Origin of the sequence: Psychrobacter sp. Ps2 (assembly GCF_022129405.1) — a bacterium.
GTDB lineage: Bacteria > Pseudomonadota > Gammaproteobacteria > Pseudomonadales > Moraxellaceae > Psychrobacter.
In genome coordinates, this window is the sequence record NZ_JADQAM010000061.1 from 194075 (window position 1) to 220732 (window position 26658).

Here is a 26658-nt window from a genome sequence, read left to right on the forward strand (position 1 = left end):
ACCGGTAATACAGCACACAATAACTGTCTAGACAGGTAATATCTAGATAAGCTACATTCATAAAGCTTTGCCTATAGCTAAGACGTTCTGCTTATATAAATCAGGAATTATTTATGAATACTTTTAATAAAACTGCCAGTTTGACGGCAACGTTAGTGGCTGCACTTGCTTTGAGCGCCTGTCAAAGTACGCCTTCCTCACCCGTGATTCAGCGTGCCAACTCTATTTATGAAGCCACGGGAATCGCTGATACCAAGGTCAAAGCACAACAAAATGCGATCGATAGTGCTCAAAAAACTTGTCGAAGCAAGCAAGTGATTATCGTTGATGACAACGTAAAATATAATGGTATCTTAAACGAGCGTACTGGTCGTATGGTTGGCCAAGTAGGTGCTGTCGTTGGCTCGATATTTGGCACGGGTACACCAGATTTGTCACGTAGCGATGATTACGAATACACCATTAACTTCCGTTGCCAATAAATATCGTCAATACCATATAAATCAGATACAGTGTCAGGCTCACTCAGTCTATTATTTGTAGCACTTTCACTTGCCTTCCTTGTATCTGAATTATCTCGAACCGACTATATCTAGCTAAAAATATCTATCTACTTTTCTCTACACGACAATCTCTTTTAAACGCAAACAGGTTTACGATCTAACCGCTAACATTAAGTGACATATAATCCTTCTCTGATTAAACAGCCAACAAACTGCGATATAGATAATATATCAATCAAAGCTTGTTGGCTTCGCTTTTTGTGCTCTTCTTTTTAAGTTAAACTATCCGCTACGTATTCAGCACATCCTCGTCAGTCTTTATATTTTCATTATCTTTGGTCTAATATTATGCGCAAACCCAATCTTTCAAGTATTAAACAGGCCAAAGTATTAGCACCTGCCAAAGATTTGGCTACCTTGGAAGCGGAACTCGCTGAGCAGGAAGACCATCTAGAGGATACGGTCCTACGCCTAAGTGATTATTTGTCAGCGGTTGAGATGGTCATCAAACAAACTTTTGACCACCGTGTCTGGGTAAAAGCTGAAATTCGTAATCTGTCGAGCAAAGGTGGTCATTACTATTTTGAACTGGCCGAAAAAGATGACGATGGCAAGGTTGTCGCCAGTTGTCGTGGCAATCTCTGGCGCTTTAAAGCTGCTCGTGTATTAGCTAAGTTTGAACGTGCAACTGGCATGCCGCTTGAGCGTGATTTGACCGTACTCCTCAAAGTATCGGCAGGGTTCCATGCCCAGTACGGCTTTTCAATCACGATTGAAGATATCGACCCCAGTTATACCCTAGGCGACTTGGCACGGCAATATGCAGAAATGGTTGACCGCCTAACAGGTGAAGGGCTATTACATCTTAATCAGCAGCTACCCGCTCCTTTTGATATCGAGCATGTGCTGGTCATCGCTCCTGAAAAGGCGGCTGGATTGGGTGATTTTCAAGCAGATGCGGATCGCTTAGCCAGTACAGGTGCGTGTCACTTCCACTACCATAATGCGACTTTTCAGGGCAATCATGCGCCCGCTGAAATCCGTCAAGCCATCGTTAGCGCCCAGCAGCAATTTTACGATACTTATCAGCGTCTACCAGACTTGTTGGTCATTATTCGCGGCGGCGGTGCGGTTGGTGATTTGGCTTATCTCAACGATTATGAGTTGGCCGCTCTGGTTGCTGAGCAGCCTGTCCCTGTCTGGGTGGGCATCGGTCATGAGCGTGACAAAGTCATCTTAGATGAAGTGGCACATACCAGTTTTGATACACCTTCAAAAGTAATTGCTGCTATCCATAGCCACTTGGCCCAGCTCGTCACTCAGACGCTACAATATCAAGCGCAAATCAAGCAAGCGGCTCAGCGTCAATTGAATACTGCTGAGCAACAAACTGCGCGACAGTTAAGCCAAATACAGTCGCAAACGATTGGGCAGCTAACCGCTCTACGAAAAGACAGTGACTATGCATGGCGCAGTATTCAACAAAGTGCCCAGCGCCAAGTAAAGCAAGCAGTCAGACTGACGGTTGAGCGATATACACAAACGCAAACCTTAGCGTATCAACAGCTCGCAAAAGCCGCTATTAATAGCAGAAGTTATCAAGAGTCAATCATGCAAAACGCGCAGCAGCAAATTGTGCAAGCACAGCGCGATAGCGAACATCTACGTGACATCGTGCTATTACATCGCCCCTCTCGCGTGCTCAAGCAGGGCTATACCATGCTCACGGATGCTCAAAACAAGCAAATACTCACTAGTAGTACCCAACTGTATCCTGAGCAAACCGTCAATATTATTTTAAAAGATGGCAATGCAAAAGCACAGATTATCGATGTCAATATGGATAAAGAAGCGACGAAAAACTCAGACACTCTAAATTAACCAAATAATAATATCTAACGATTATTCACCGACTTACCTTTAAAAATTAGGAAATTTTATGACTACCCCTACTCGCAGACGCAAAAAAGCCGCCCCAAAAACCTTTAAGGCGGCTTACGATATCTTAAAAACCAATGCGGCTGAACTACAGCAACAGGATGAGCCTGATATTGATAATCTGATGACAACGGTCGAAGAATCTATTGCCGCTTATCGCGTTTGCGAGACTCGTATCAATGCTGTACAGCAAGCACTAGATGCGGCCTTTGCCGAAGAAAAATCTACCAGTAGTGTTGATAGTTAAAAAAACAGCCACTAGATAGCAGCTGTTTAGTCAAGCCAAGCTTATCAATCTCATTTGGCACATTTGGCAACGCAACAGTTTGATATTCAGTTTACTCTGGTTCGTCAACCTCAAACACTTGACGCAGATAGGCAAGATACGTGTCGTTATTGATCATGGTCTTGCCTGGGCTATCAGACAGCTTAGCGACTGGCTGACCATTGCACTCTACCAACTTGAGCACGATATTAATCGGCGTAATGCCCATATCATTGGTCAGATTGGTGCCAATACCAAAGCTAGTTCTAATGCGACCTTTAAAGTATTGATGCAGCTCCCACGCCTTCTCTAAATTTAACCCATCGCTAAAAGTTAGAATCTTGGTTTTTGGATCTATCTTTAGCTTCTCATAATGGGCAATCGCCTTATCGCCCCAAATATAAGGGTCGCCGCTATCATGACGCAGACCGTCGAATAACTTAGCAAAATATAAATCAAAATCACGTAAGAACGCATCCATGCCGACTACGTCTGTCAATGCAATACCCAAGTCGCCACGGTACTCATGCACCCATGCTTCAAGCGCGGCCTTTTGTGAGTCACGCAGACGCACATCTAATGCCTGAAACGCTTGCATAAACTCATGCGCCATGGTGCCTATTGGCGTCATTCCTAATTGCTTGGCCAAATACACGTTAGATGTACCACCGACTATCTTTGGCTCAGCCTTGTGTAGTGTCTCCACTACATGTGCTTGCCAGCGTCGACTAAAGCGTCTACGCGTACCAAAATCAGCAACAATAAATGGCGGCGTATCCTGACCGTACTGGGTTTGCTTTTCGGCATATTGATGTAATAGCGCTACTTTTGCATCGAGGCGACGTTGTCCTTCTTCAATCACGCTGTCATTAGATAGCGCATTAAAATACAGCTCATTGACAATAGCCAGTACAAATACTTCAAAGAACATCGCTTGAATCATCGGCCCTTCGATATCGATAAACAGGCGACCTTTATCGTCTGTACTTACCGTAATAAAGCGACGTTTTAGCTTAAACAATTCTAGATAGTCAACGAAATCTGAGCGAATAAAGCGTAAGCTACGCAAGTACTCTAGCTCATCTGGCAAAAATCGCAATTCGCATAAGCTGTCTAGTTGCTGCTCTAGATCTTTTTGGATATCAGCCAATGGATAGGCTGCATCTTTATTATTACGGCAGCGAAAGCGATAAACACCATGGGTTTGCGGAAACTGATGCAGCATGGCTTGTAACATCGTAAATTTGTACAAATCATTATCAAGCAATGAAGTAATAATAGGTGCATAAGAAACGGTCATGCTATGGCCTTAAAAGTGCAAAATAAGAAACAAACGTCATTTGATAGACAAAGCGACATCATATGTGGACGATAAACAATACACGCTCATTCATTATGAGCCATCGATAAACCGTTCAGTATAACGAAGTTTGGTATTTATTTCAGAGTTCACTTTTGATTGCTGAAAAATGATAGTAAAAAGCCAGTAAAATGATTGCGATTATTTAAACCATTTATAAAAACATCGTATAAGTCTATCCTGAAAATCTATTCATAGATGGTTAACACGGCTTACGCTTTTGCACTCATAAACTGCTCCACATAATCATCAGCAGGATTGTGCCGTAACTCGCTTGGCGCCCCCGTTTGTATGAGTCGACCACCATTTAGCATACTGATACGCTGACCTACTTTGACAGCTTCATCGATATCATGGGTGATAAATACAATGGTTTTGTTCAATCGTTCTTGTAATTCGAGTAGTTGGTCTTGCAGCTGAGCGCGAATGAGCGGATCAAGCGCAGAGAACGCTTCATCCATTAGTAAAATTGGATTATCCGTCGCTAAGGCACGAGCCAGACCAACGCGCTGCTGCATTCCCCCTGACAACTCGTCAGGGTAGCTGTTCTCCAAATTTGATAGACCGACTTCATTAAGCCAATGTCGAGCCGTTTCATGTCGCTCGTTTGCGCTCATTTTTCGGACACGCAGACCATAAGCGACGTTTTGTATGACCGTCATATGCGGCACTAAGCCGAAATGCTGAAAAACCATACTGACGGTCTGCTGACGATAATGCTGCAACTGTTTATCGTTGAGCGCTAAAATATTAATAGCCGTAGCAGAACGCTCTTCTACTACCGTACCCATATTAGCTGTCGCTGATTGCCTATCAGTCATTGTATGAGTCGCATGTTCTCTATTCAGAGCAGTATCTACCCATATCTCGCCACTGGTTGGATCTATCAAACGATTAATATGGCGTATCAGCGTTGATTTTCCTGAGCCTGACAGACCCATGATGCAATGCAACTCGCCTGCCTTGATATCTAGATTGACATCATAAAGACCAACTGAATAGCCCGTTTGCTCTTTTACCTTGATGCTATCCATACCCTCAGCCAGCAATGCCAATGCAGACTGTGCTTGCGTACTATTGGCATTATAAATCTTACTGATATTTTTTAGTTGGATATGATTCATCGGTGCTCTCACTATTCACGTGGTTTTTATCATTAGGGCTTCGGTCGATTACCATAGGTTCAGTCGTATGCCACTAGATAATTTTCTATCCAATCGGACGTCTGCCTGCTTCGATGGTTTTTTGACGGGTACGCTTACCTTGACCAAATGCTTGCGTGATACGGTCAATGATAATAGCAACGATAACGATGGCTGTACCTGCTTGTAGACCCTGACCGATATTGAGCGTTTGAATAGATTGCAATACATCTTCACCAAGCCCAGGAGCACCAATCATTGAAGCCAATACCACCATGGCAAGTGACATCATCACAGCCTGATTGATACCTGCCATAATACTAGGCAACGCTTGTGGCAACTTAATCCAGAGAAGTAGCTGTAAATGCGTACTACCAAAAGAGCGGCCTGCCTCAACCATTTCATGATTGACTTGTGTAATCCCTAATGTCGTCAGACGAATCAAGGGTGGCAGTGCATAAATCACGGTCGCAAATAACGCAGGCACTTTACCAATACCAAACAGCATCAGCACTGGTATAAGATATACAAAACTCGGCATGGTCTGCATGATATCTAGCACTGGCGTCACAATCTTGCGTAGCAGTTTGCTACCTGACATAGCGATACCAATAGGAATACCAATCACCACCGTGACCAGTACCGATACGATAAGCAGCGCTAAAGTATCAATCAGTGCGGCCCATAAGCCAAAAGCACCTATTAAAAATAGCCCTGCACCACATGCCAGCGCAAACCAAATTTTGCGAACACCAAACCAGCCAAGCACAGTCACAAATGCAATAATCAGCCAAGGCGGAATAACCGTTAATAATCGCTCAATAGGTAATAGCAGATAAGTAAGGGCCATCGTGCTAATAGTACGAAATACATCACCATAGTTTTGAACGACGTTTGCTAAAGCGTTATTGAGTGGGGTCTCAAGTGACCATGAAGGAAAGCTTGAAGCGGGCGCTGACTCATTGATACTATATGCAGTTGTACCAGTAGAGATAGCACCCGTTGAGCTAAGGCCCAACTTGGTAGCGAGGTTGGTAGCGGCCTCATCGGACAGCCATGCTTGCCAAACCTCTGGGTTGTCACGCAAAAACACCATGGCTTGCTCATCGCCAGTGCGTTTACTTTCGCTCATCTCCAAGATAGCACCGTTGAGCTCATCAGAGGTAAATTGCACTTTTTCAAAGACAGCTGCTAGTTCAGGATTGGATTCGACAAACGGGGTAGAAACGGCAATACCTAACGGTGATACTGGGAATCCTGACACGCAATCCATCTTACCATCAGCGAGCAGCAGATTTTGCCAACAAGCATCCTCATAAGCTGGGAACTCTAGTGGCGCAAGGTCATATTTTGCCATTAGCCCAGTAGGTTGCCAGTAGTAAAACAACAGTGGCTTATGCTGTTCAAAAGCGGAGGCAATTTCGGCATCGAGAGCAGCACCTGTCCCAGGGTGTGCGTTGTTAAAAAGACTGTCTAGACCGGTGGTTTTTAGCAAACGTGTGTTAAAAATCTCACACGTCCAACCAGAGGGGCAGTTCATAAAGCGAGATTTACCAGGATCTTCAGGGTCTTTAAATAGCTCAGTATATTTAGGCAAATCTTGATAGCTGCGTAGTCCTGGGTTCTCTTCCAATACATATCTTGGGACATACCAGCCTTGAGTTGCACCACCTTTTAGCGTATCGCCAATGATGGCCACTTTATTTTGCTCAATGGCTTTTTCCATGATTGGCGAGCGACCAACCCACTGTTCCCCGATGACTTGAATGTCATTCTGTGAGAGTGCTGTATCAAGTGCAGGCCCTGCTCCTGGTACTTCCTCTACTGTGCAGCCGTACCCATCTTCTACGATATGTCTGAGTATGCCGGAGGTGAACTGCCCACTCTCCCAAGTTAGCGCCCCAAATTTAATCGTTGAGTTACAGGTAGCAGACGCCGATACAGGCAGTAGTAACGCGCTCATCCAAAGTAAGCTTAATGCAATCCATTGGCGCATGAGACGCATAACCTGTCCTTTTTTATGACTTATGTCATTGTTATAGATTTATTAATTATATTATTGCTCACAAGTTGCCATTTTTTTGATTTGTGCTGGTTGTAAAAATGCCGCACAGCCGCAATAATTCTCTCGTCCTTGGCAAGCTTCCCTTTGTTTTTTTGCATTTTCAAATAACTGCTTTTCAAACTTCTTCTGAGCATTTACCATACGACTTTCTCGTGAACGTTCAAGCTCTTCTATTTTTTGTTGATGTGCCATTTGATCAACCTTTTTTGCTTGCTCATAGTCTTTTCTAAACTTAGCTAACTTCTCATCAGCTTCAAGGAATTTAGTATCAAGCGCAGCCTGTCTACTTGCTAAACTTCCCCCTGAGCTACGCCATTCACGACAAGCCTTGTTTTGAGCCTTACGCAACCTATCTGCCGCTTTCCTTTCTTCTGTAGTGCTGTCAGAACTATAAGAAGTCAAACATACTTTAAAAGCGCAGCCACAATTTTTAGGGAACTCTCGTTCACGTCTTTCAAATTCGTTTTTGGCATTGTATTTCTCTTCAACAATTCGTTCTATATCGTTACTAACTTGCTTTGCAGTTTGAGAAACGTTTGCTAATTGCTTTTTATCCTCATTGGATACACTTTGTGCAGCTAGTATTTTAGGATCAGTCTCTAGAACTTGACCATAACGATATTTGGATACTACTTTCCCATTTTCTATACTCAGTCCTTCGTACGGCAGCCCATCTCGAAACTCTCCTGCCGCTATGACTCTACCATCTTTATCAGCAAGAAAACCTTGGCCATTTGGTTTTTCATAGAAGTATTGCCCTTTATAAAAGTTTCCATTGGGGTATTGTAAACGGCCTTCTGCTGTCAACTCACCATTTATGGCTCGACCTTTATACACAGAATCATCAGCAAGATAAATCTCACCAATGCCGTGTGCATCACCATCTTTATTCGGTCCTTGCCAAATGATGAGCGGTTTGTAAGATATAACGGCACTAGCAACTTCTGTAGCAGGAATGAACTGTTTGAGTTTACGTCTGGCTATTGTCTTTTCTACATCTGATTTAAAGTAGTAAGTTGATTCATGCTTAGGATTGATACCAAAAACAGTAACATCTCCAGCAGCAAGATTGATTTTTCTGCTAGATTTAGTATAATACCCTGTTTTGTCCTCAGATTCGTTATCTACCTGTATGTAATAACTGCCGGGCCAAAGCTCAATTTTGTAATACTCTTTAGTAGTAATATTATCAAGTTTATATAAATTAATTAATAGTGACAGTGGTGTGTCTTGAAAAAGTAGATTTGAGCGTTTTAGAATATATAAATGTGCTTTTCCAGGCGCTGGATCTTGTTGCGCTAGTAAGGACATATCTTTTTCGCTTGTAGCAAAGGCTGAGCTGCTAAAAGTGATCAGCAACACTAACAACATTGCTACACGACGACATAAAGGTAAAGCATATGTCATTATTAATTCCTTAGAGTATATTTTTGTTAATTAATAACTAACCATAATTCATCACCATTACTAATGCAATAAAAAACAATCATAAAAAAAAGCGCCTATATAAATAAGCGCTTCTTTATTAATGCCGATCAAAAAAAGGCTATTTCAAAAATAGTGCCATGGCTTTTTTGAACAGTCCACCATAAGGCGGCAATAATAAATTCAGACCATTGAGCTTAGTTTGGACAAAAATTGGCTTCATATGGCTGAGACGTTCAAAACCAGCCTTACCATGGTACGCGCCAGTACCAGAGTCACCCACACCACCAAATGGCAAGTCATGCTGAGCCACATGTATCAAAACTTCGTTGATACATAAGCCACCCGAGACCGTATTATTACGCACGTTTTCGATACTGCTGTAGTTGTCACTAAACACATATAGCGCCAATGGGCGTGGACGCGAGTTTACAAAGTAAATGGCATCATCAAGCGTCTCATAATGCATCAGCGGCAAGATCGGGGCAAAAATCTCGTTTTGCATAAGATCGCTATCAGGCGCAGGCTCACTGACGATGACTGGCGGCATGAGACGGGTTTCTATATTGGGTTCGGCGCCAGTTAACGCATGTACCTCGCCACCTGTTAGCGCATCTAGATAGCCTTTTACCCGTTTGAACTGCTCACTATTAATAATGCGAGAGTAATCTGGGTTTTCTTCGATATCAGGATAATGCTTGGTCATCCACTCTTTTGCGAGTTCGATAAACTGGTCATGGTATTGGCGCTGAATCAAGACATAATCTGGCGCAATACACGTCTGTCCAGCATTTAGTGTCTTACCCATCATCACTCGATTGACGACAGACTCTAGATTGGCATCATCTAGTACGATCACTGGTGATTTGCCACCAAGCTCAAGCGTCACTGGCGTTAGATTTGGCGCAGCAGCAGCCATGACCTTTTTGCCCACCGCAGTCGATCCAGTATATAGTAGGTGATCAAATGGTAGCTCACTAAAGGCGGCAGCAATCTCGACTTCACCGAGTACCACACAGATCATATCTGGCGAAAAATAACGAGCAATGGCGTCAGCAAACGTCTGAGCAAATTGCGGCGCAGCTTCACTCATCTTGACCATAATGCGGTTACCTGCGGTGATTGCATCAATCATCGGGCCAATTGCTAAAAATAACGGATAATTCCAAGGCACCATGATACCGACCACACCCAATGGCTGCGGCTGAATTTCATTATGAGCTGGCATATATAGCGCTGAAATAGGCGCACGATGTGCTTTCATCCATTTTTTGCCGTGTTTTTTGGCGTGGCTGATACCGGTAAAGCTAGGAAACAACTCAGCAAACTGCGTCTCTGACTGGCTACGATAGCCAAAGTCTGCACTAATCGCCTTTGCAAAACTCTCTTGGTTATCGCTAAGCATCACTTCTAGATTGTCTAGCTGCGTCGTACGTGTGCCCCAATCATTGATTGGCTGGGTACGGCTTAACATTTGCAAGCGTGCAAATTGCGCTTTCATCTCATCGATAGTCGTCGCCGTACTTAGGGCTTCAGGCACTCGCTGCAGCGCAAAACCGGTCTCGGTCACTGGCTGCTCATGGGCGCTTTGGTTGCTATCTGTCATTTGTCTTCCTTGTCATAATCATAATAATAGTCATAAGGTTTGTAGTCACTATACTATATTGGGTTAGAGGCTCTATCTTTCTTTCTAGTCAGGTGCACTCTTTGATAACCTACTCTGACTATAAACTTCATCAGATTCCATTCATTACACTTTAATGTAGCGCATCGACTGAGCAATGAACAGCATCTTTGGTTGACTACTGCGTCTGTACTAGCAGTACCTTTATAAGCGACTTACCACTGTTCTATACCTATTATTTCATCATCAATTGCTAGCTGATTGCTATTAGCATTTACGCCATTTACAGACATTGCGCCAGTATATATCTTTGGGCGATAGTCGCCAAAACTGCTACACTACCGATGAGCATTATTTATTTTAAACTTGATAATAATAAGACAGATACTCTCATGCAAAATGACACACAACCCCTTAATGACACGCTTGTCAGCAAATCTCTCTCAGCCGCCGATTATGTCCCTACTCTCGATGCGATGCTGGCACGCACCCTCGAACGTATCGATCTAAAAAAACAACAAGGGCTGCGTACGCCTGATGAATTGTGGATTGTCGATCATAACGACGTCTACACGCTGGGACAGGCAGGCAAAGAAGAGCATATATTACAGCGTACTGACACGCCTATCATCAAGACCGATCGCGGTGGTCAGGTGACATGGCACGGTCATGGGCAGCTGGTTATCTATTGGTTGTTTGACTTAGACAGTCTCAAATGGAGTGTACGCAATCTCGTCTCCCATGCTGAGCAAGCGATAGAAGACGTCATCAATGACTGTTTGAGTAGCTCACCATCTAATAGTGATAATATCAGTGCTCATGCACGCCGCGATGCCCCAGGTGTCTACTTATATGCAGATACTGCTGCAACAGATGACCGCACCTCTACAGATGACAACTCTCTTGATAATAAGATTATGCTTGGCAAAATGGCCTCGCTAGGCTTTAAGATTAAGCATGGCTTTAGCTACCATGGCATTGCGATTAATCTAAACTGTGACCTGTCTTCATTTAACGCCATCAATCCTTGTGGCTATGCCGGCATGCAGATGTTGCGATTATCTGACTTTGTAGCCATGCAGACAGATTCAGAGCAAACAGAGCTAGAGGCGCAGTCTAAACAGCAAATGAGCGATTCATTCAGCTATGAGACAGTCACTCAAAAACTTATTGATAATATCGCCAAGCGTCATGCTGGGCTGATTGAGTTGCGAGCTATCGCGCCTAAGTAAAGTTTGAGCCTATTTTTGCATAATCTTTTTTTGCATAATATCTTGCACGCTTAGACTTAAATATTAAGAGAAAATTCAGTACAAACTTGCTATAATCGCATGCAGTACAAATCGGACGCAGCAACTATCCTTGCTGGATCCCTAGCTCAGCCCCTTATTCAAACATTTAAAACAAAAGCAAATTGGAGCATTTTATGGCAGATTTTAACAAAATTTTGGACGCAGGCGACGTAGACGGCGGCATCATCAACGTAGTAGTAGAGATCCCAGCTGGTAGCAGCCATAAAATTGAGTGGAATCGCGAATTAGCAGTATTTGAGCTTGACCGTATTGATCCACAGATTTTTGCCAAACCTTGTAACTATGGTTTCATCCCACAAACACTTGACGAAGACGGCGATGAGCTTGACGTATTGCTATTGACTGAGCAGCCACTACCGACTGGTATTTTCTTAAAAGCCAAAGTTATCGGTGTGATGAAGTTTGTCGATGATGGCGAAGTAGATGACAAAATCGTTGTCGTACCTGCTGATGACCGTGACACAGGCAATGCTTACAACAGCTTAGAAGACCTACCAAAGCAGTTGATCAACCAGTTAGAGTTCCATTTCAGTCATTATAAAGACTTGAAAAAAGCTGGTACGACGGTTGTTGAATCTTGGGGCGATGTCGCAGAAGCGAAAGAAGTCATCAAAGAGTCTATCCAACGTTGGAAAGATCTATAATTATCAAATATTGGCAAAAATGCCAGTAACGATAAATAATAAAATACCGCAGTCACCATAGTGGCCGCGGTATTTTTTTGCTTGAACATTGCTTATCTAACATGGTTATAATGAGCATATTACTCATTCCAACTTATACGCCGTAATAAGGACAGTCATGTTTAACCCCGACCCTAGCGCAAAAACGGTCAATACCAAGTTGCCAAGAGACGTCATTATGATGGTCGAAAAAAACAACCTAGTAATGGCTATTAAAACTTTGGCAGCAGACGAAAACATCAGTATGGATGAAGCCAAAAGTAGAATTGATGCTTATGAGACCCAGCTAAAAGTAAAGCAACAACAGAAGCTCAACACCATCGCTAGTAAACAAGGCATTCCAAATCAAGCCATCAGCTTTGATAGAGAACAAGAGGAAGACGAGCCTGGGCCATTGGTAAAAAATCGTGTCAAAACCACCAAACAGAGTCAAGGGTTTAAGGGGCTGCAAGACGGTGTCGATAGTCAGCTAAATGACTTAGGCTATAAGAAACCTCTATTGCCTTATTGGCTAAAACGATTGCTCGTGATCGCTGTCTTGATGATAGGAATATTTTGGATATTGTGGCGAGTATTTGGTTAAGTGATTTAGCTAAATAAGAAACTGGCTCAACATATTCCCCATATAGCCACATACCGACTAGCTATAATTTAAGAATGTAGCTAGTCGAATAGTTCATTGGAAACCTGCCCTTGAATCCTTTCAAGCGTCCATTAATCTCAAATTATTTAGAGCAATCCTTTATATAAGAAGTAACAGCCTACGACGGTCAATAGTACCGCAAAGCATTTTTTCAGCAACTGTGGCGATAATGCGTGAGCGACTTTTGCGCCTAGCTTGGCGGTAAAGAAGCTCATAATGCTAATGCCTAAAAAAGCATAGATGTGAACAAAGCCAATCGTATTGGGCACGTCGACTTGAGCTTGCATGCCAAAGAACATAAATCCTAGCGCGCCTGCAATGGCGATCGGCAATCCACATGCGGCTGAGGTTCCAACGGCTTTTTGCATAACCACACCGTAACGTGTGAGATAAGGTACGGTTAAGCTACCACCGCCAATCCCAAAAATAGCAGAAGCGATACCGATACCCGCCCCTGCTGCTAGCTGCTTAGGCTTTGAAGGCAAAGCTATATGAACATTACCAGCATCGTTATTTGCTTTCTTTTTGCCACCCATAAACATTTTATAAGCGACCCAAAGCAAAAACACACCAACAATCAACTGAAGATACAACCCAGATATCTGTCCTGCTATCCCTGCCCCTAAAAAACAGCCTATTACTAAACCTGGCGTCAGATTTTTAAAGACAGGCCACATGACTGCGCCTTTCTTGTTGTGCGCCATGAGCGAGCTTATGGACGTGACGATAATAGTCGCCAGTGAAGTACCCAAGGCCAAATGCATAATAGTGTCAGGACTGTAACCCATTTGCGTAAAGACAATAAATAGTAGTGGTACGATAATAGTGCCACCGCCTACTCCAAATAGCCCCGCAGCAAATCCTGCTAGCGCCCCTATTATTAAAAAAGTTATTAATTCCACAGGATAGTTACTTCTTATTTAGATTTAATGAAATGATAATTATAGTTAAACGACTGCTCAATATTGAACGAGCAATAGTTCATAGGCTTAGGTATTGGATAATAGGTATTAGATTAAATAAGCTCCACTTGTCCAACTCTAGAGTAGGCACGATTAAAGTAGACTAACCCTTCATCAGTGCCGCCTTGTGGCTCAGCCTGATTGATGGCGACAACGCGGCACATAAAGACGCTATGCGTGCCGACTTGTTGAATTTGTTCAATCTCACAATCAAAGCTGACCAAGGCATCTTCCAACACAGGAGCGCCTGTTTGTAATTGTGTCCAAGAACCATATTCAAACCGTTCTTCTGAACACAGTTTAGAGGCAAAAGCATTGGATAGCTGCTCATGTTGCGCGCCTAACACATTGACACTTAAAATCTTGTTTTCCAGAAAGTAGCCATGTGACCGAGACGTTTGATTCATACAGACAAGCAAAGTCGGCGGTGTGTCTGTGACACTACATACTGCCGATGCTGTAAACCCATGTACGCCCGTTTCACCTGATGTAGTCACCACATTGACCGCAGTCGTTAGCAAAGACATGGCATCTCTAAAGTCGGTCGCGTCAATCCTATCTTTAATCATTGCTTCAATCCCGAGAAACGTTAAAAAATAACGTTAAAAAATTGTGCTTCAATTTTAGTTTTGTAAGGGAAATTCTTTAAATAGAATTTCCTAAACGGCTAAACTCTAAGCAGTCAGCTCTTGACGAACGATTTGAGCACCAGCGCTTAAGGCTGCGAGCTTACCACGTGCGACTTGGCGAGACAAAGGTGCCATGCCGCAGTTGGTCGCAGGATACAGCTTGTCAGCATCGACAAATTGTAGCGCTTTGCGTAGCGTATCTGCCACCTCTTCTGGTGTCTCGATAGTGTTGGTTGCCACGTCAATGGCACCGACCATCACTTTCTTACCGCGAATCAGCTCGATCAGATCCATAGGCACACGTGAGTTTTGACACTCAAGGGAAATGATATCGATTTTCGACTGTTGCAGTTTAGGGAACGCTTTTTCGTATTCGCGCCACTCTGAGCCCAGTGTCTTTTTCCAATCGGTATTGGCTTTGATGCCATAGCCGTAGCAAATATGAACAGCTGTCTCACATTTTAGACCTTCAATGGCGCGCTCTAAAGTCGCAATACCCCAGTCGTTCACATCATCAAAGAACACATTAAATGCAGGCTCATCAAACTGGATAATATCAACGCCAGCCGCTTCTAATTCTTTTGCTTCTTGGTTCAGAATTTTAGCAAATTCCCAAGCCAATTTTTCACGGCTTTTATAATGACCGTCATATAACGTATCAATCATCGTCATCGGCCCTGGCAACGCCCATTTGATTGGCTGGTCGGTTTGCTGACGCAAAAACTTGGCATCATCAACGAACACGGACTTCGGGCGGCTCACCGCACCAACGACTGACGGCACACTCGCATCATAGCGATTACGAATTTTGACCGTCTCACGCTTCTCAAAGTCAACACCATCAAGGTGTTCGATGAATGTCGTCACAAAATGCTGACGGGTCTGCTCGCCATCACTGACAATATCAATCCCTGCATGCTGTTGTTCTTGCAATGATACACGCAGCGCATCTTGCTTGGCTTCAAGCAACTGCTCGCCCTCTAACGCCCAAGGTGACCAAATTTTCTCTGGTTCTGCTAGCCAAGAAGGTTTTGGTAAGCTGCCAGCGGTAGACGTCGGTAATAGTAGTTTCATACGATTTATCTTCTAGTTAATTTATTTTTTATTATGTTGATGAGTGATGCTCAGTTAAGCGGCTTGCTTCCTAGCCGTTTCTTTGTCAGCGGCTTCTTTTTGAGCAGTCTCGCCTGTTACATCATAGCTTGCAGCCCATTCCTCAAGGATGGTTTGATACGGCTTGATAAAGTGTGTCTCAGTAAATCTGCCTTGGGTTACTGCCATCTGACTACGTTCGGCGCGGTCATAGACCACTTGCGTCAATGAATAGTCTTGGTAATTCAGGCTAGGTTGATACACTTGTCCAGCGCTTGAGTTGGCATTGTAAATCTCAGGACGGTAGATCTTCTGAAAGGTCTCCATGGTACTGATTGCACTAATCAGTTCAAGATCGGTGTAATCACTGAGCAAGTCCCCTGCAAAATAAAATGCTAATGGCGCGGCGCTACCTTCAGGCTTAAAATAACGTACCGTTAAGCCCATTTTATGAAAATAGTCGTCGGTCAACGAGTATTCATCTTGCTTGTACTCAATGCCCAATACAGGATGCTGATTGACAGTACGGTAGTAAGTCTTGCTGGTTGACACGCTCAGGCAAATCACTGGTTTTTTGTGAAAATGAGCGTTGTAAGCCTCTGAATTCAATAAATATTGAAACAGCTTGCCGTGCAACTCACCAAAATTATCTGGCGTTATGGATGCTAGGTTTTTGTCGCGATGCTCTGGTAACACAATACTAAAGTCATAATCACGCACGTAAGATGAGAAACTGTTGCCAACCATGCCGTCGATACGCTTGTTTTCTTTGTGATCCACAATCGTTGTTTTTAGCGTTTCGATAATAGGAAAGGTCTGACCATTGCCTTTAACATCCAGATCGACAGAAATGATATCAACTTCAACAGAATAACGATCTGCTGTCAGATTATCCCAATGCGCCAATGCATTGAAGCGGTTATTAATCATGGTTAACGTTTTGCGTAAGTTCTCTTGGCGGTGCTCGCCGCGTGCCAAATTTGCAAAGTTAGTCGTCAAACGCGTGCTATCTGCAGGCTGATAGTTTTCGTCAAAACGAATGTGCTTAATTGAACAATTGAATTCTTTACTCATGGTGATCCGCTACCTTATTTATCTGAGATAAAACCAAATCTTTGTATGAGGTGAATCATACCGAAATCTAAACATGAATAAAAACGATACAATTTAAACATAAGATGAATTTCATTCATCTTCCTGAAAATTAGATATATAAAGGAAATTGAATAGCAGAAGTTTTGAGAATTCATTTAACGCATAACTAACCCCTTCCCATACTGGCGGCGAAGAAGGCTTTTATACTGCTTAAGAGTATTTGAGGCATAAAAAAAGGATACCGTAGTATCCTTTTTCATCGTATTCAAAGCTAATAATAAATCGATTCTAGTGATGCTCACCCGGTAAAATTCTAGCAAAGGCACGCTGAGCAATATTTGGTTTTTTATCACTCGTCAATCCAGCACGAGTACTTGGGAAAATACGATAACCCATCGATTGAATACCAACGTTAATAGCTGGTGCTAATGAATAAGTCGCTGAGGCAAATTTGCCCATGTTACTGGCAATACTGTTTGGTTTATGGACAATCGCTTTGGCAACCATCATCGCCGCCTCATCCGGCATAAGCGCAGGCATGTAGCGGTATAACTTAGTTGGCTCAATCATCGGCGTACGCACCAACGGCATAAAGATATTGGTAATCGTGACATTATCGCCTTTTACTTCAGCAGCCAAGCAGCGACTAAAGGCATCCAATGCCGATTTTGAAGCGACATAAGCGGCAAAGCGCGGGCTATTCGCCAGCACACCAATCGATGATATATTAACAATTTGACCAGTCTGACGTTCAATCATCGTCGGCAAAAATCCAAGCACTATTTTAACCGCGCCAAAGTAATTGATATCCATGGTACGCTCAAAATCATGGAAGCGATCTATAGACTCGTGTACCGAGCGGCGAATTGAGCGACCAGCGTTATTAACCAAGACATCTACATGACCGAAATCTGCCAAAATTTGCGCGCTGACTTTTTCTATATCATCCATATTGGTCAGATCACAAGGGTAATAAGTAGCTCTACCACCAAGCTCCTCGATACTGTCTTTCACGGCTTTTAATTTGTCTTCAGTACGTGCCAACAAAATCACATGAGCACCGCATTCACTGAGCAAATAGGCCGTACGCTCACCAATACCACTTGATGCCCCTGTGATAATAACATGCTTATCTTTGACTGCTTTGCTGATTGCTTTTTTTGAGGGATTGGCCATAAAAGATCCTTTTCGTAAATGATACTTCCGTTAATGTTCGCCTAAAGCATAACAAATATAATTGGATTGAAGTTAATAAATAAGCCGTAAAATGCATTTAATATCATGAATATTAGCAGTTAGGTATTTATTATCAAGTGTATTGCTTAAACTGACCGTTTTTTCTTGCTATTCGTGCGCGTGTAAAAAGTCTTCGACCACGCGAAACTGCCCAGCGGTACTCTCTTCACCATACATGGCTTGGCGAAAAGCGTTGGAATTAGGGATGCCGGTGGTATACCACGCAATGTGCTTGCGAGCAATTCGGCAGCCTGAATATTCGCCGTAAAACTCATATAGCTCTTGCAAATGCGCTAGGACAATCTCTTTTATCTCGCTCACACTAGGTGCAGCAAGCACTTCTCCTGAGCGCAAAAAATGCTCGATATCGCGAAATATCCAAGGCTGCCCTTGCGCAGCACGCCCTATCATCACCGCATCACAACCGGTCAGCTCATAGACACGCTGCGCTTTTTGCGCGCTATCGATATCGCCATTGGCAATCACAGGAATACTGATGCTTTCTTTGACCTCACGTATCAGCTCGTAACGCGCCTCGCCGCTATACATGTCCTCACGTGTACGCCCATGAATGGCAATCGCGGCAATACCCGCTTGCTCTGCACGCTTGGCAACGCGCAAAATATTCTCACGCCCATTCTCAAAACCCAAGCGCGTCTTTAAGGTGACAGGCGCATCGACTGCACCTACTGCTACATCTAGCAAGCGCGCGACCAAATCTTCATCTTGCAGCAGTGCAGAACCCGCTAACCTACGGCACACTTTTTTAGCCGGACAGCCCATATTGATATCAATAATCTGTGCGCCATTATCTATCTGATAACGTGCGGCTTCTGCCAATTTATCAGGTTCTGCGCCTGCTATTTGCGCAGAAATAGGCGCTATTTCGTTATCAAAATTGGCACGATAGAGCGATTTTTTGCGTGCATAAAGAGCGGTATCAGCGATGATCATCTCGCTGACCGCATGACCTGCGCCAAATGATTTACACAATCGGCGAAAAGGGTTGTCCGTCACGCCTGCCATCGGTGCGACCATTAGACGGTTTTCAATCGTCAGGCCACCGATATTTAATGGCTGCAACAATGGATGATCAGACAAAGTCGAGGATAAAGGTGAAATGGGAAAATCAATAGACATAAGAAAACGGCTTGATTTGTAAGGAAAACAAGCCGTTATTCTAAGGATTCGTGCACATAATGCAAGCTATTCACGTGAATAACTTGCATAAGCATTACTCGTTTTTAATACATCCCATGCATTATTTATCAAGCACACTGCCCTGCTCTAGCGTGATGTCATCATCATGCTCTTGCATGCGCCACGGTAGACTATCAGGTGATACATTGAGGAAATGTAAATACTTCTCAAACTGATCAATGATGTCATTAATCACTGATTCAGATTTGTAGCCGTATAAATCATAGGTCTGACCACCACGGCGTAGATACACCTCAGCGCGATGATGATGCTCTTGTGGCAAAGTATCTGCGCTGTCTTCAGTATAATAATCAGGCGCATCATGCTCAGATAAGCGTACCTCATACCAAAACTCGACATCGTCACCGCGCTGTAGCTCTAATACGGCTCGGTTATTGACCGCGTCATAATTGACCTCAGTCGTCCAGCCGGTTTCTGCAAATTTAGACGACACCTCCATCATCGAAGGCATCACCACTTCTTTGATATAGCTAAGAACCTTTTCACGCGTTGGCTTATCGGTCATATAATCAATACGCTCGCGCCATGCAGACGGTTTGAGTAAATGCGGCGGCAGTCTGTTGTCATTACCAAGGCTCTGATTACGATGTCCTTCGATACGCAGCGCACGCCACATACCAAACATTGAAATAAGAATAATAATGGCAAAAGGTAACGCACTAACGATAGCCGCTGTTTGTAAGGCTTCTAAACCACCTGCAAGTAGTAATACTGCTGCGACAGCACCTTCAGTCACTACCCAAAAGCTACGCTGCCACCATGGTGTATCACTGCGACCACCTGCCGCTAGCGAGTCGATTACCAATGAGCCAGAATCCGATGACGTCACAAAAAAGGTAATAATCAATAAAATGGTCAACGACGACACAAATTCAGTAAACGGTAGATTCTCTAACAGTTTAAACAAAGCAATCGCTTGGTTGTTTTGTACTTCACTGATTAATGAGGTATAACCATCGACCATAATCATATGTAGTGCGGTATCACCAAACACCGAAAACCAGAAGAACGTAAAGAAAGTCGGTACTAGCATCACACCCAATACGAACTCACGAATAGTACGACCACGGCTAATCTTGGCGATAAACAGACCCACAAAAGGCGCCCATGCAATCGTCCATGCAAAAATAAACAAGGTCCAGCTGCCGATCCAATTGCTATTCTCGTATGCCTGCAAGCTAAAGGTACGTTCAACGATATTACCCAAGTAACTACCCGTATTTTCCATAAAGGCATTCAAGATAAAAATGGTCGGACCGACAACAAATACGAACAGCATTAATGCAGTTGCTAATAGCATATTTAAAATAGATAAGCGTTTTACACCCTTATCCATCCCTGCCAATACCGATACCAATGCCGCGGCGGTCACCAAGGCAATGGCAATCACCTGCACGGTCGTATTCACTGGAATGATATCTGGCAATAGATAATTGAGTCCCGCATTAATTTGCGACACCGACAAGCCAAGACTGGTAGCAATACCAAACATCGTACCTAATATCGCAAACACATCGACTGTATGACCGATAGGGCCATGAATCCTGTCACCAATAATCGGATACAGCGTCGAGCGTATTGATAGTGGTAGACCATGACGAAACGCAAAATAAGCTAGTGATAAACCAACGACACCATAAATTGCCCAAATATGAAAACCCCAATGGAAATACGCAATTTGCATCGCCTCTTTTGCCGCGGCGATAGTCTGCGGATCCGACATTGGCGGACTAGAAAAATGCATCACTGGTTCTGCTACCCCATAAAACAGTAGCGCAATCCCGTAACCTGCCGAAAACAGCATGGCAAACCATTCAAGGAATCCGTACTCCGCTTCAGCATGATCAGGGCCCAGCTTGATACTGCCATAAGACGAAAACGCCAGTACAATAATGAACATCAAAAACAGTGCCACTGCCAGCATATAAAACCAACCGAATGTCTCAGTCGTAAAACTAAGCACATCACTAAACAGAGCACCCGCTGCCTCAGGGTTAATAGCCGTACCAATGACCAATAGCAGCATAATAATTGCTGCAGGTACAAAGACTGGTAATAAAATAGTCGAACGAGGTAATTTACTCATGAAAGATAATATCCTCAAAAGTTGACGATGCCTTTTTATGAAAATTTTTAATTAAGGCAAAGATTAGAAAATGTGTGTGAATGGTTATAATAATTATCACACTCTTTTCCAAAACCCTAGACAAGCGTTCAACTCGTAACATGACTTTAACGAATGTTACATGACTATTACCAAGAAAATAAAAAAGGCAGCTTGCTAGCTGCCTTTGGATTGTATATGTACTCTACTTTGGTAATTTATAATCTATAAATGCTCGCTAATTCATAAATACCAGTATTTGTTGTACCTAAACAGAAGCAATCTGTTTCCTAACTAAGCATCAATCACTGCCGCCAACTTCTGCGCAATAGCTGCCAAATCATTGTTGTCGGCTTGGGTCACTGCATGACGACCCAATTCATGGATACTTGATGGAATGAGATGCACATGATAATGAAAGACTGTTTGACCTGCTTGTGAGCCATTCAACTGCATTTGGATAACGCCTTCACGCTCAAACACTTGACGCTGGGCTTGCATGACCTTTTTAGACGTCATTAATACCGCAGCAGCATACTCTGGCTCAAGATCGGCCAAATCTACCGCTTTTTGCTTCGGTATCACCAATACATGGCCTTCTGCTTGCGGCATGATATCCATAAAGGCGAGCGTTTTATCATCTTCATATACTTTGTGATATGGAATATCACCATCTAACATTTTGGCAAAAATGTTATTGTCATCATAAGCAGTTTGTGGATTTACTTCAGTCATTATTTTTTCCTTTAAGAGTTTTATTATTAGTTAATTAATAGCTCAATAGCTATCCAAAATAGATAAAAGCATCTGTCATATAGTGGACGAAATATAACTTTAGTACAAGTCAGTATGACAACCGAATTTGAAAAATATCAAGCCATATTCCAACCATGCTAGCTCACTAATTTATTGGCGAGTCATACCTTTTAAATGTTATATTAGCCCTCTATTTTAACAACGCTATGTTTATGGATTTGCCTACTTTGCCGACTGAACCAGATATGGATAACACTGCTATAACCCTTGATAATCAGGAAGAATACTCTGATATTGAGAGTGAAAGTGGTACTCAAACCATTGATCCGAACGCTATCATATTAGCAGAAGCATTGACTGATAAAGCCATCAGCTGGCAGATACACAATTGCAAAATTATAAAGAAGACTGTCACGCAAGATTTGCCACTGCCCTTTTTGTATCACTATGACAGTTTAGATGATGCGATCAAACAAACGCACCCACTCACTCCTGAGTTACTGCTTCAATTTAATACACCCATGTCGGCTCATGAAGCTGCCAAATTAATCGGCATTGACGAGGAGCTGCTGACCAGCCCTTGGCATGTGAAAATTATCGGCTCATTGGTGGTATTTAGTGAGGCATTGCAATTGGCTGTACGCCTACATTGGACCAATACGGGTAAAGAGACGCAGCAGGTATATATTAAAGATGCTGCCGACGCTATTATTGCCGCTTTTAAAGACTGGCAGTTTTTTGGTCGTGTAGACGTCCTTTATAAAAATAATAAGCAGCCGTTAATCAGTATTGACGAGCAAAACCCCAATACGCAAGCACTACCTGCCGAATCACTATTGATGATTGAAGCTAGTAGTGATTATCAGCAGCTACTGGCTACTCATGCGCTTGCAGCCATTGTAAAACTAGAAGCAGACAAAGCCGATCTTCCTTGGTTTGACAAAGCCATATTAGAACGTATTGAATAGATATTTTGAATAATTGTTTTTTCGCTCGTCGCTTGTGATTATTAATTCGTTATTATTAATTCACTGTTATTAGCATATTGTTTTTAGTTATTCATATCTAATGGTATGGTAACGAATTAGTATTATTCACTAGTACTCACTCTCTATAAAAAGCACACTATCCCTATTAAAACTGAGGGTGCACATTTTTATAACCCCGCCTATTTGTAAGGAATATCACATGGATTATCGCTCAAAAACCTCTACCGGCGGTCGTAATATGGCAGGCGCGCGCGCATTATGGCGTGCAACCGGCATGACTGACGGCGACTTTGGCAAGCCAATCATTGCGATTGCTAACTCTTTTACCCAGTTTGTACCCGGCCATGTGCATTTAAAAGACCTTGGACAACTGGTCGCCCGTGAGATTGAGCAAGCAGGCGGCGTTGCAAAAGAGTTCAATACCATTGCGGTCGATGATGGTATTGCGATGGGCCATAGCGGTATGTTGTACTCGCTACCAAGTCGTGATTTGATCGCTGATTCTGTCGAGTATATGGTAAATGCCCACTGTGCAGATGCGCTAGTGTGTATTTCCAACTGCGACAAAATCACTCCGGGTATGTTGATGGCCGCCATGCGCCTTAACATACCAGTGGTGTTTATCTCAGGTGGCCCAATGGAAGCGGGCAAAATCTTAGCCAGTACTGTTGGTAAGAGCCACAATACCGATAGTAGTGACAGCAGTGCTGTTCGCAAGCTTGACCTTGTCGATGCGATGATGGACGCTGCTGATGATAGTATTAGTGATGAAGACGTCGCTGCTATCGAAGCTTCAGCCTGCCCTACTTGTGGCTCATGCTCTGGCATGTTTACAGCAAACTCGATGAACTGCTTGACCGAAGCTTTAGGCTTAGCTTTACCAGGTAACGGCTCACTACTAGCCACTCATTCATTGCGCCGCGAGCTATTTTTAGAAGCTGGTCGTACCATTGTGTCGCTTGCTAAGCGTCGTTATGAGCAAGATGATGACTCTGTACTACCACGCTCTATCGCTACCAAAGCTGCTTTTGAAAACGCCATGAGCTTAGATATCGCCATGGGCGGTTCTACCAATACCATCTTGCATTTACTTGCTGCGGCCAATGAAGCAGAGATCGACTTTAAGATGGCTGATATTGACCGTCTAAGTTGCGGTGTGCCTTGTCTGGCAAAAGTAGCCCCTGCCTCACAGAAATACCATATGGAAGACGTGCATCGTGCTGGCGGTGTCTTTGCATTACTCGCTGAGCTTGATCGCGCTGAGTTATTAAAAACTGATGTGCCAACTATCCATAGCGCAACGATGAAAGAAGCGATTGATAAGTGGGACATCATGAACCCTGACAACCATGAAGCTCGCGCACGTTTCCTTGCAGCACCTGGTGGCGTACGTACCACAGAAGCATTCTCACAATCAAAAGAGTGGTCAAACCTCGACGTCAACCGTGAGTCAGGCTGTATCCGTAGTGCCAAACACGCCTACTCTACAGATGGCGGCTTAGCCGTACTATATGGCAATATCGCCGAGCGTGGCTGCGTGGTCAAAACCGCAGGCGTTGATGAAAGCATCTTGACCTTTACTGGTCGTGCACGTCTATTTGAATCACAAGACGATGCGGTTGCTGCAGTATTGGCTGACCAAATCGTTGCAGGCGATGTGGTTATCATTCGCTACGAAGGCCCTAAAGGCGGCCCTGGTATGCAAGAGATGCTATACCCAACGACTTACCTGAAGTCAAAAGGATTGGGTAAAGAATGCGCCCTACTGACTGATGGTCGCTTCTCTGGTGGTACATCAGGTCTATCAATTGGTCATGCTAGCCCAGAAGCTGCTGAAGGTGGGGCGATTGGTTTGGTCGAAGAAGGCGATAGCATTCATATCGATATCCCAAATCGTACCATCAACATGCAAGTGAGTGATGCAGACTTAGCCGCTCGCCGAGAAGCTATGGAGGCGCGTGGACGTGATGCATGGAAGCCTGTCAACCGTGATCGTCATGTCTCGCCAGCATTACGTGCTTATGCGGCTATGACTACCAGTGCTGATACTGGTGCCGTCCGTGACGTGAGTCAAGTCGAACGCTAGTCTGTAAACTATTAATGCTCCAGACATACTGATAAAAATATTAAGCCTGCGCAATGCAGGCTTTTTTTTCACCAAAAAACAACGTAGCTGTCGTTTTGATAACTATTTTTTGCGGTAATTATTTTATTTTGACGTCATGATAAAGAGTATCAGTGACTGACTATCAACTATTGCTATTAATTATCATCGATATCTAAAACTACTTTTTTAAAATCGACCCTTAAAATATAACGACGTGCGTAAACCTTATGATTGAAAAATATAACTTATTCTTATTGATCTGCGGGATTGCCTTTTTACTCGGGGCATTGTTTCCTGTTATTTTTAAGCGCACCTCTATTTCATTACCGATGCTCCAAGTCAGCTTCGGTCTAATGATGGGCTACTGGTGGACGTCTTTATCCTTTTTAGACCCACTTGATAACGGTTTACTCATCGAAAAACTGACTGAAATTGTTGTATTGGTGTCATTGGTTGGTGCTGGTATTAAAATCGACACAGAGTTGTCTTGGCGATTGTGGCGACCAACAGTAAGACTGCTACTCATTACCATGCCTATTGGTATTTTTGCGATGGCAGTCTTGGGGTATTACGCGTTTGGTTTGAGCCTTGGTGCAGCTATTTTATTAGGTGCAGTGTTAGCACCCACTGATCCAGTATTAGCTTCGAGCATTCAAGTAGGACCTCCCAATACAGGAGGAGAAGACACTCCGCGCTTTACCTTAACGTCAGAGGCCGGGTTGAACGATGGTCTGGCTTTTCCGTTTGTGTACCTAGCGATTAAGATTGCAGAAGCATTCAGTGAAGGCAAAGCCTTTACTTACGAGATGCTATGGTCGTGGTTTACTCATGATGTCTTATGGAAGATTGGAGCAGGTGTAGTGGTAGGTATATTGGTTGGTAAATTATTGGCCAAAGTCGTGTTTTCTAAACATACTCGCGAGACGACCATCTCGCAAGGTTATGTGGTTATTGCGTTGACGCTACTAGCCTATGGTCTTGCAGAGTATGTACACAGTTATGGCTTTATCGCTGTATTTGTGGCAGCATTTGCGTTTCGTCGCTCGGAGTGTGAGCATACTTATCATCAAAAACTGCATGATTTCGCTGAGCAATCAGAAGGCTTATTGATGTCATTAGTGCTAGTTATCTTTGGCATGTTCCTCGGTCAAGGGTTACAAGCAGGTGTCGAGTTGACATGGCGCGTCTATATCGTCAGCTTTACCTTCCTACTACTTATACGACCGATTGGTGGATTTATTGCCTTATCAGGATTGAACCTACCTCATACCGAAAAATACGCAATATCAGCTTTAGGTATTCGCGGTATCGGTACCCTATATTATCTGTCCTATGCGCTCAATCAAGGGTTCTTCGCAGATGAAGATGCGCTTAAACTGTGGATTGTTTGTTCGATTGTCATTTTGACTTCTATCTTTATCCATGGTCTCAGCGCATCAAGATTGCTTAAAATGACACCAAAAAAGCAGCATTAAAATTAATGCTGCTTATATTTGAAACAGAATC

Annotated in this window: 22 protein-coding genes; 9 read left to right on the forward strand and 13 right to left on the reverse strand. The window is 43.4% G+C overall.

Going from position 1 to position 26658, the window contains the following annotated elements; genetic code table 11:
• Positions 1-113: 113 nt before the first annotated feature.
• The 3 genes from I3254_RS12500 to xseB all read left to right on the forward strand — a co-directional run bounded on the left by I3254_RS12500 (position 114) and on the right by xseB (position 2688).
• The gene (locus I3254_RS12500; RefSeq protein ID WP_238053081.1) at positions 114-482 is read left to right on the forward strand and encodes a hypothetical protein; all 369 of its coding nucleotides are present in this window, start codon (positions 114-116) and stop codon (positions 480-482) included.
• 369 nt (positions 483-851) lie between these two features.
• The gene (gene xseA, locus I3254_RS12505; RefSeq protein WP_238053082.1) at positions 852-2384 is read left to right on the forward strand and encodes an exodeoxyribonuclease VII large subunit; all 1533 of its coding nucleotides are present in this window, start codon (positions 852-854) and stop codon (positions 2382-2384) included.
• Positions 2385-2442: 58 nt separating this feature from the next.
• Positions 2443-2688, forward strand: coding sequence for an exodeoxyribonuclease VII small subunit (gene xseB, locus I3254_RS12510; protein WP_101205385.1), 246 nt, complete (start codon positions 2443-2445; stop codon positions 2686-2688).
• Between the two features lie 91 nt (positions 2689-2779).
• Here the strand turns inward: xseB and pncB are convergent, their stop codons facing one another.
• From pncB to I3254_RS12535, 5 genes are all read right to left on the reverse strand, one after another.
• The gene (gene pncB / locus I3254_RS12515) at positions 2780-4006 is read right to left on the reverse strand and encodes a nicotinate phosphoribosyltransferase (protein WP_238053083.1); all 1227 of its coding nucleotides are present in this window, start codon (positions 4004-4006) and stop codon (positions 2780-2782) included.
• 272 nt (positions 4007-4278) lie between these two features.
• Entirely contained in the window at positions 4279-5190 is a 912-nt protein-coding gene (locus I3254_RS12520; RefSeq protein ID WP_238053084.1) for an ATP-binding cassette domain-containing protein, read from the reverse strand.
• Positions 5191-5275: 85 nt separating this feature from the next.
• On the reverse strand, positions 5276-7204 hold the full coding sequence (locus tag I3254_RS12525) for a glycine betaine ABC transporter substrate-binding protein (protein WP_238053310.1): 1929 nt from the start codon (positions 7202-7204) through the stop codon (positions 5276-5278).
• Between the two features lie 60 nt (positions 7205-7264).
• Positions 7265-8680, reverse strand: coding sequence for a hypothetical protein (locus I3254_RS12530; RefSeq protein WP_238053085.1), 1416 nt, complete (start codon positions 8678-8680; stop codon positions 7265-7267).
• A gap of 139 nt (positions 8681-8819) precedes the next feature.
• Positions 8820-10199 carry a coniferyl aldehyde dehydrogenase gene (locus I3254_RS12535; protein ID WP_238053311.1) on the reverse strand — a complete coding sequence of 460 codons (1380 nt, stop codon included), beginning with the start codon at positions 10197-10199 and terminating at the stop codon, positions 8820-8822.
• Between the two features lie 515 nt (positions 10200-10714).
• On the opposite strand from I3254_RS12535, the gene lipB reads away from it, so the two are divergent.
• From lipB to I3254_RS12550, 3 genes are all read left to right on the forward strand, one after another.
• Entirely contained in the window at positions 10715-11554 is an 840-nt protein-coding gene (gene lipB / locus I3254_RS12540) for a lipoyl(octanoyl) transferase LipB (RefSeq protein ID WP_238053086.1), read from the forward strand.
• A 194-nt stretch (positions 11555-11748) separates the two neighbouring features.
• Positions 11749-12279, forward strand: coding sequence for an inorganic diphosphatase (locus I3254_RS12545; protein ID WP_057759479.1), 531 nt, complete (start codon positions 11749-11751; stop codon positions 12277-12279).
• A gap of 157 nt (positions 12280-12436) precedes the next feature.
• Entirely contained in the window at positions 12437-12901 is a 465-nt protein-coding gene (locus I3254_RS12550) for a hypothetical protein (RefSeq protein WP_238053087.1), read from the forward strand.
• A gap of 146 nt (positions 12902-13047) precedes the next feature.
• On the opposite strand, the gene I3254_RS12555 is transcribed toward I3254_RS12550, so the two are convergent.
• From I3254_RS12555 to I3254_RS12590, 8 genes are all read right to left on the reverse strand, one after another.
• Positions 13048-13863: a sulfite exporter TauE/SafE family protein gene (locus I3254_RS12555; RefSeq protein ID WP_238053088.1), complete on the reverse strand. Its 816-nt coding sequence runs from the start codon at positions 13861-13863 to the stop codon at positions 13048-13050.
• A 113-nt stretch (positions 13864-13976) separates the two neighbouring features.
• Positions 13977-14492, reverse strand: a complete 516-nt coding sequence (locus tag I3254_RS12560; RefSeq protein ID WP_238053089.1) for a flavin reductase — start codon at positions 14490-14492, stop codon at positions 13977-13979.
• Between the two features lie 105 nt (positions 14493-14597).
• Positions 14598-15626 carry a methionine synthase gene (locus tag I3254_RS12565; protein WP_102090954.1) on the reverse strand — a complete coding sequence of 343 codons (1029 nt, stop codon included), beginning with the start codon at positions 15624-15626 and terminating at the stop codon, positions 14598-14600.
• Between the two features lie 54 nt (positions 15627-15680).
• Positions 15681-16718, reverse strand: a complete 1038-nt coding sequence (locus I3254_RS12570; RefSeq protein ID WP_238053090.1) for a DUF1852 domain-containing protein — start codon at positions 16716-16718, stop codon at positions 15681-15683.
• A 309-nt stretch (positions 16719-17027) separates the two neighbouring features.
• Positions 17028-17915: an SDR family NAD(P)-dependent oxidoreductase gene (locus I3254_RS12575; RefSeq protein ID WP_165597297.1), complete on the reverse strand. Its 888-nt coding sequence runs from the start codon at positions 17913-17915 to the stop codon at positions 17028-17030.
• Positions 17916-18083: 168 nt separating this feature from the next.
• Positions 18084-19115: a tRNA dihydrouridine synthase DusB gene (dusB, locus tag I3254_RS12580; protein WP_238053091.1), complete on the reverse strand. Its 1032-nt coding sequence runs from the start codon at positions 19113-19115 to the stop codon at positions 18084-18086.
• 121 nt (positions 19116-19236) lie between these two features.
• Positions 19237-21282 (reverse strand): BCCT family transporter, encoded by a 2046-nt coding sequence (locus I3254_RS12585; RefSeq protein WP_191115093.1) that lies wholly within the window; start codon positions 21280-21282, stop codon positions 19237-19239.
• Between the two features lie 312 nt (positions 21283-21594).
• The gene (locus I3254_RS12590) at positions 21595-22035 is read right to left on the reverse strand and encodes an HIT domain-containing protein (protein ID WP_238053092.1); all 441 of its coding nucleotides are present in this window, start codon (positions 22033-22035) and stop codon (positions 21595-21597) included.
• Between the two features lie 233 nt (positions 22036-22268).
• Here I3254_RS12590 and I3254_RS12595 point away from each other — a divergent pair, with 233 nt between their 5' ends.
• From I3254_RS12595 to I3254_RS12605, 3 genes are all read left to right on the forward strand, one after another.
• Positions 22269-23024 (forward strand): hypothetical protein, encoded by a 756-nt coding sequence (locus I3254_RS12595; RefSeq protein ID WP_238053093.1) that lies wholly within the window; start codon positions 22269-22271, stop codon positions 23022-23024.
• Positions 23025-23244: 220 nt separating this feature from the next.
• Positions 23245-25131 (forward strand): dihydroxy-acid dehydratase, encoded by a 1887-nt coding sequence (gene ilvD, locus I3254_RS12600; RefSeq protein WP_238053094.1) that lies wholly within the window; start codon positions 23245-23247, stop codon positions 25129-25131.
• A 248-nt stretch (positions 25132-25379) separates the two neighbouring features.
• Positions 25380-26627 (forward strand): cation:proton antiporter, encoded by a 1248-nt coding sequence (locus I3254_RS12605; protein ID WP_238053095.1) that lies wholly within the window; start codon positions 25380-25382, stop codon positions 26625-26627.
• Positions 26628-26658 lie beyond the last annotated feature (31 nt).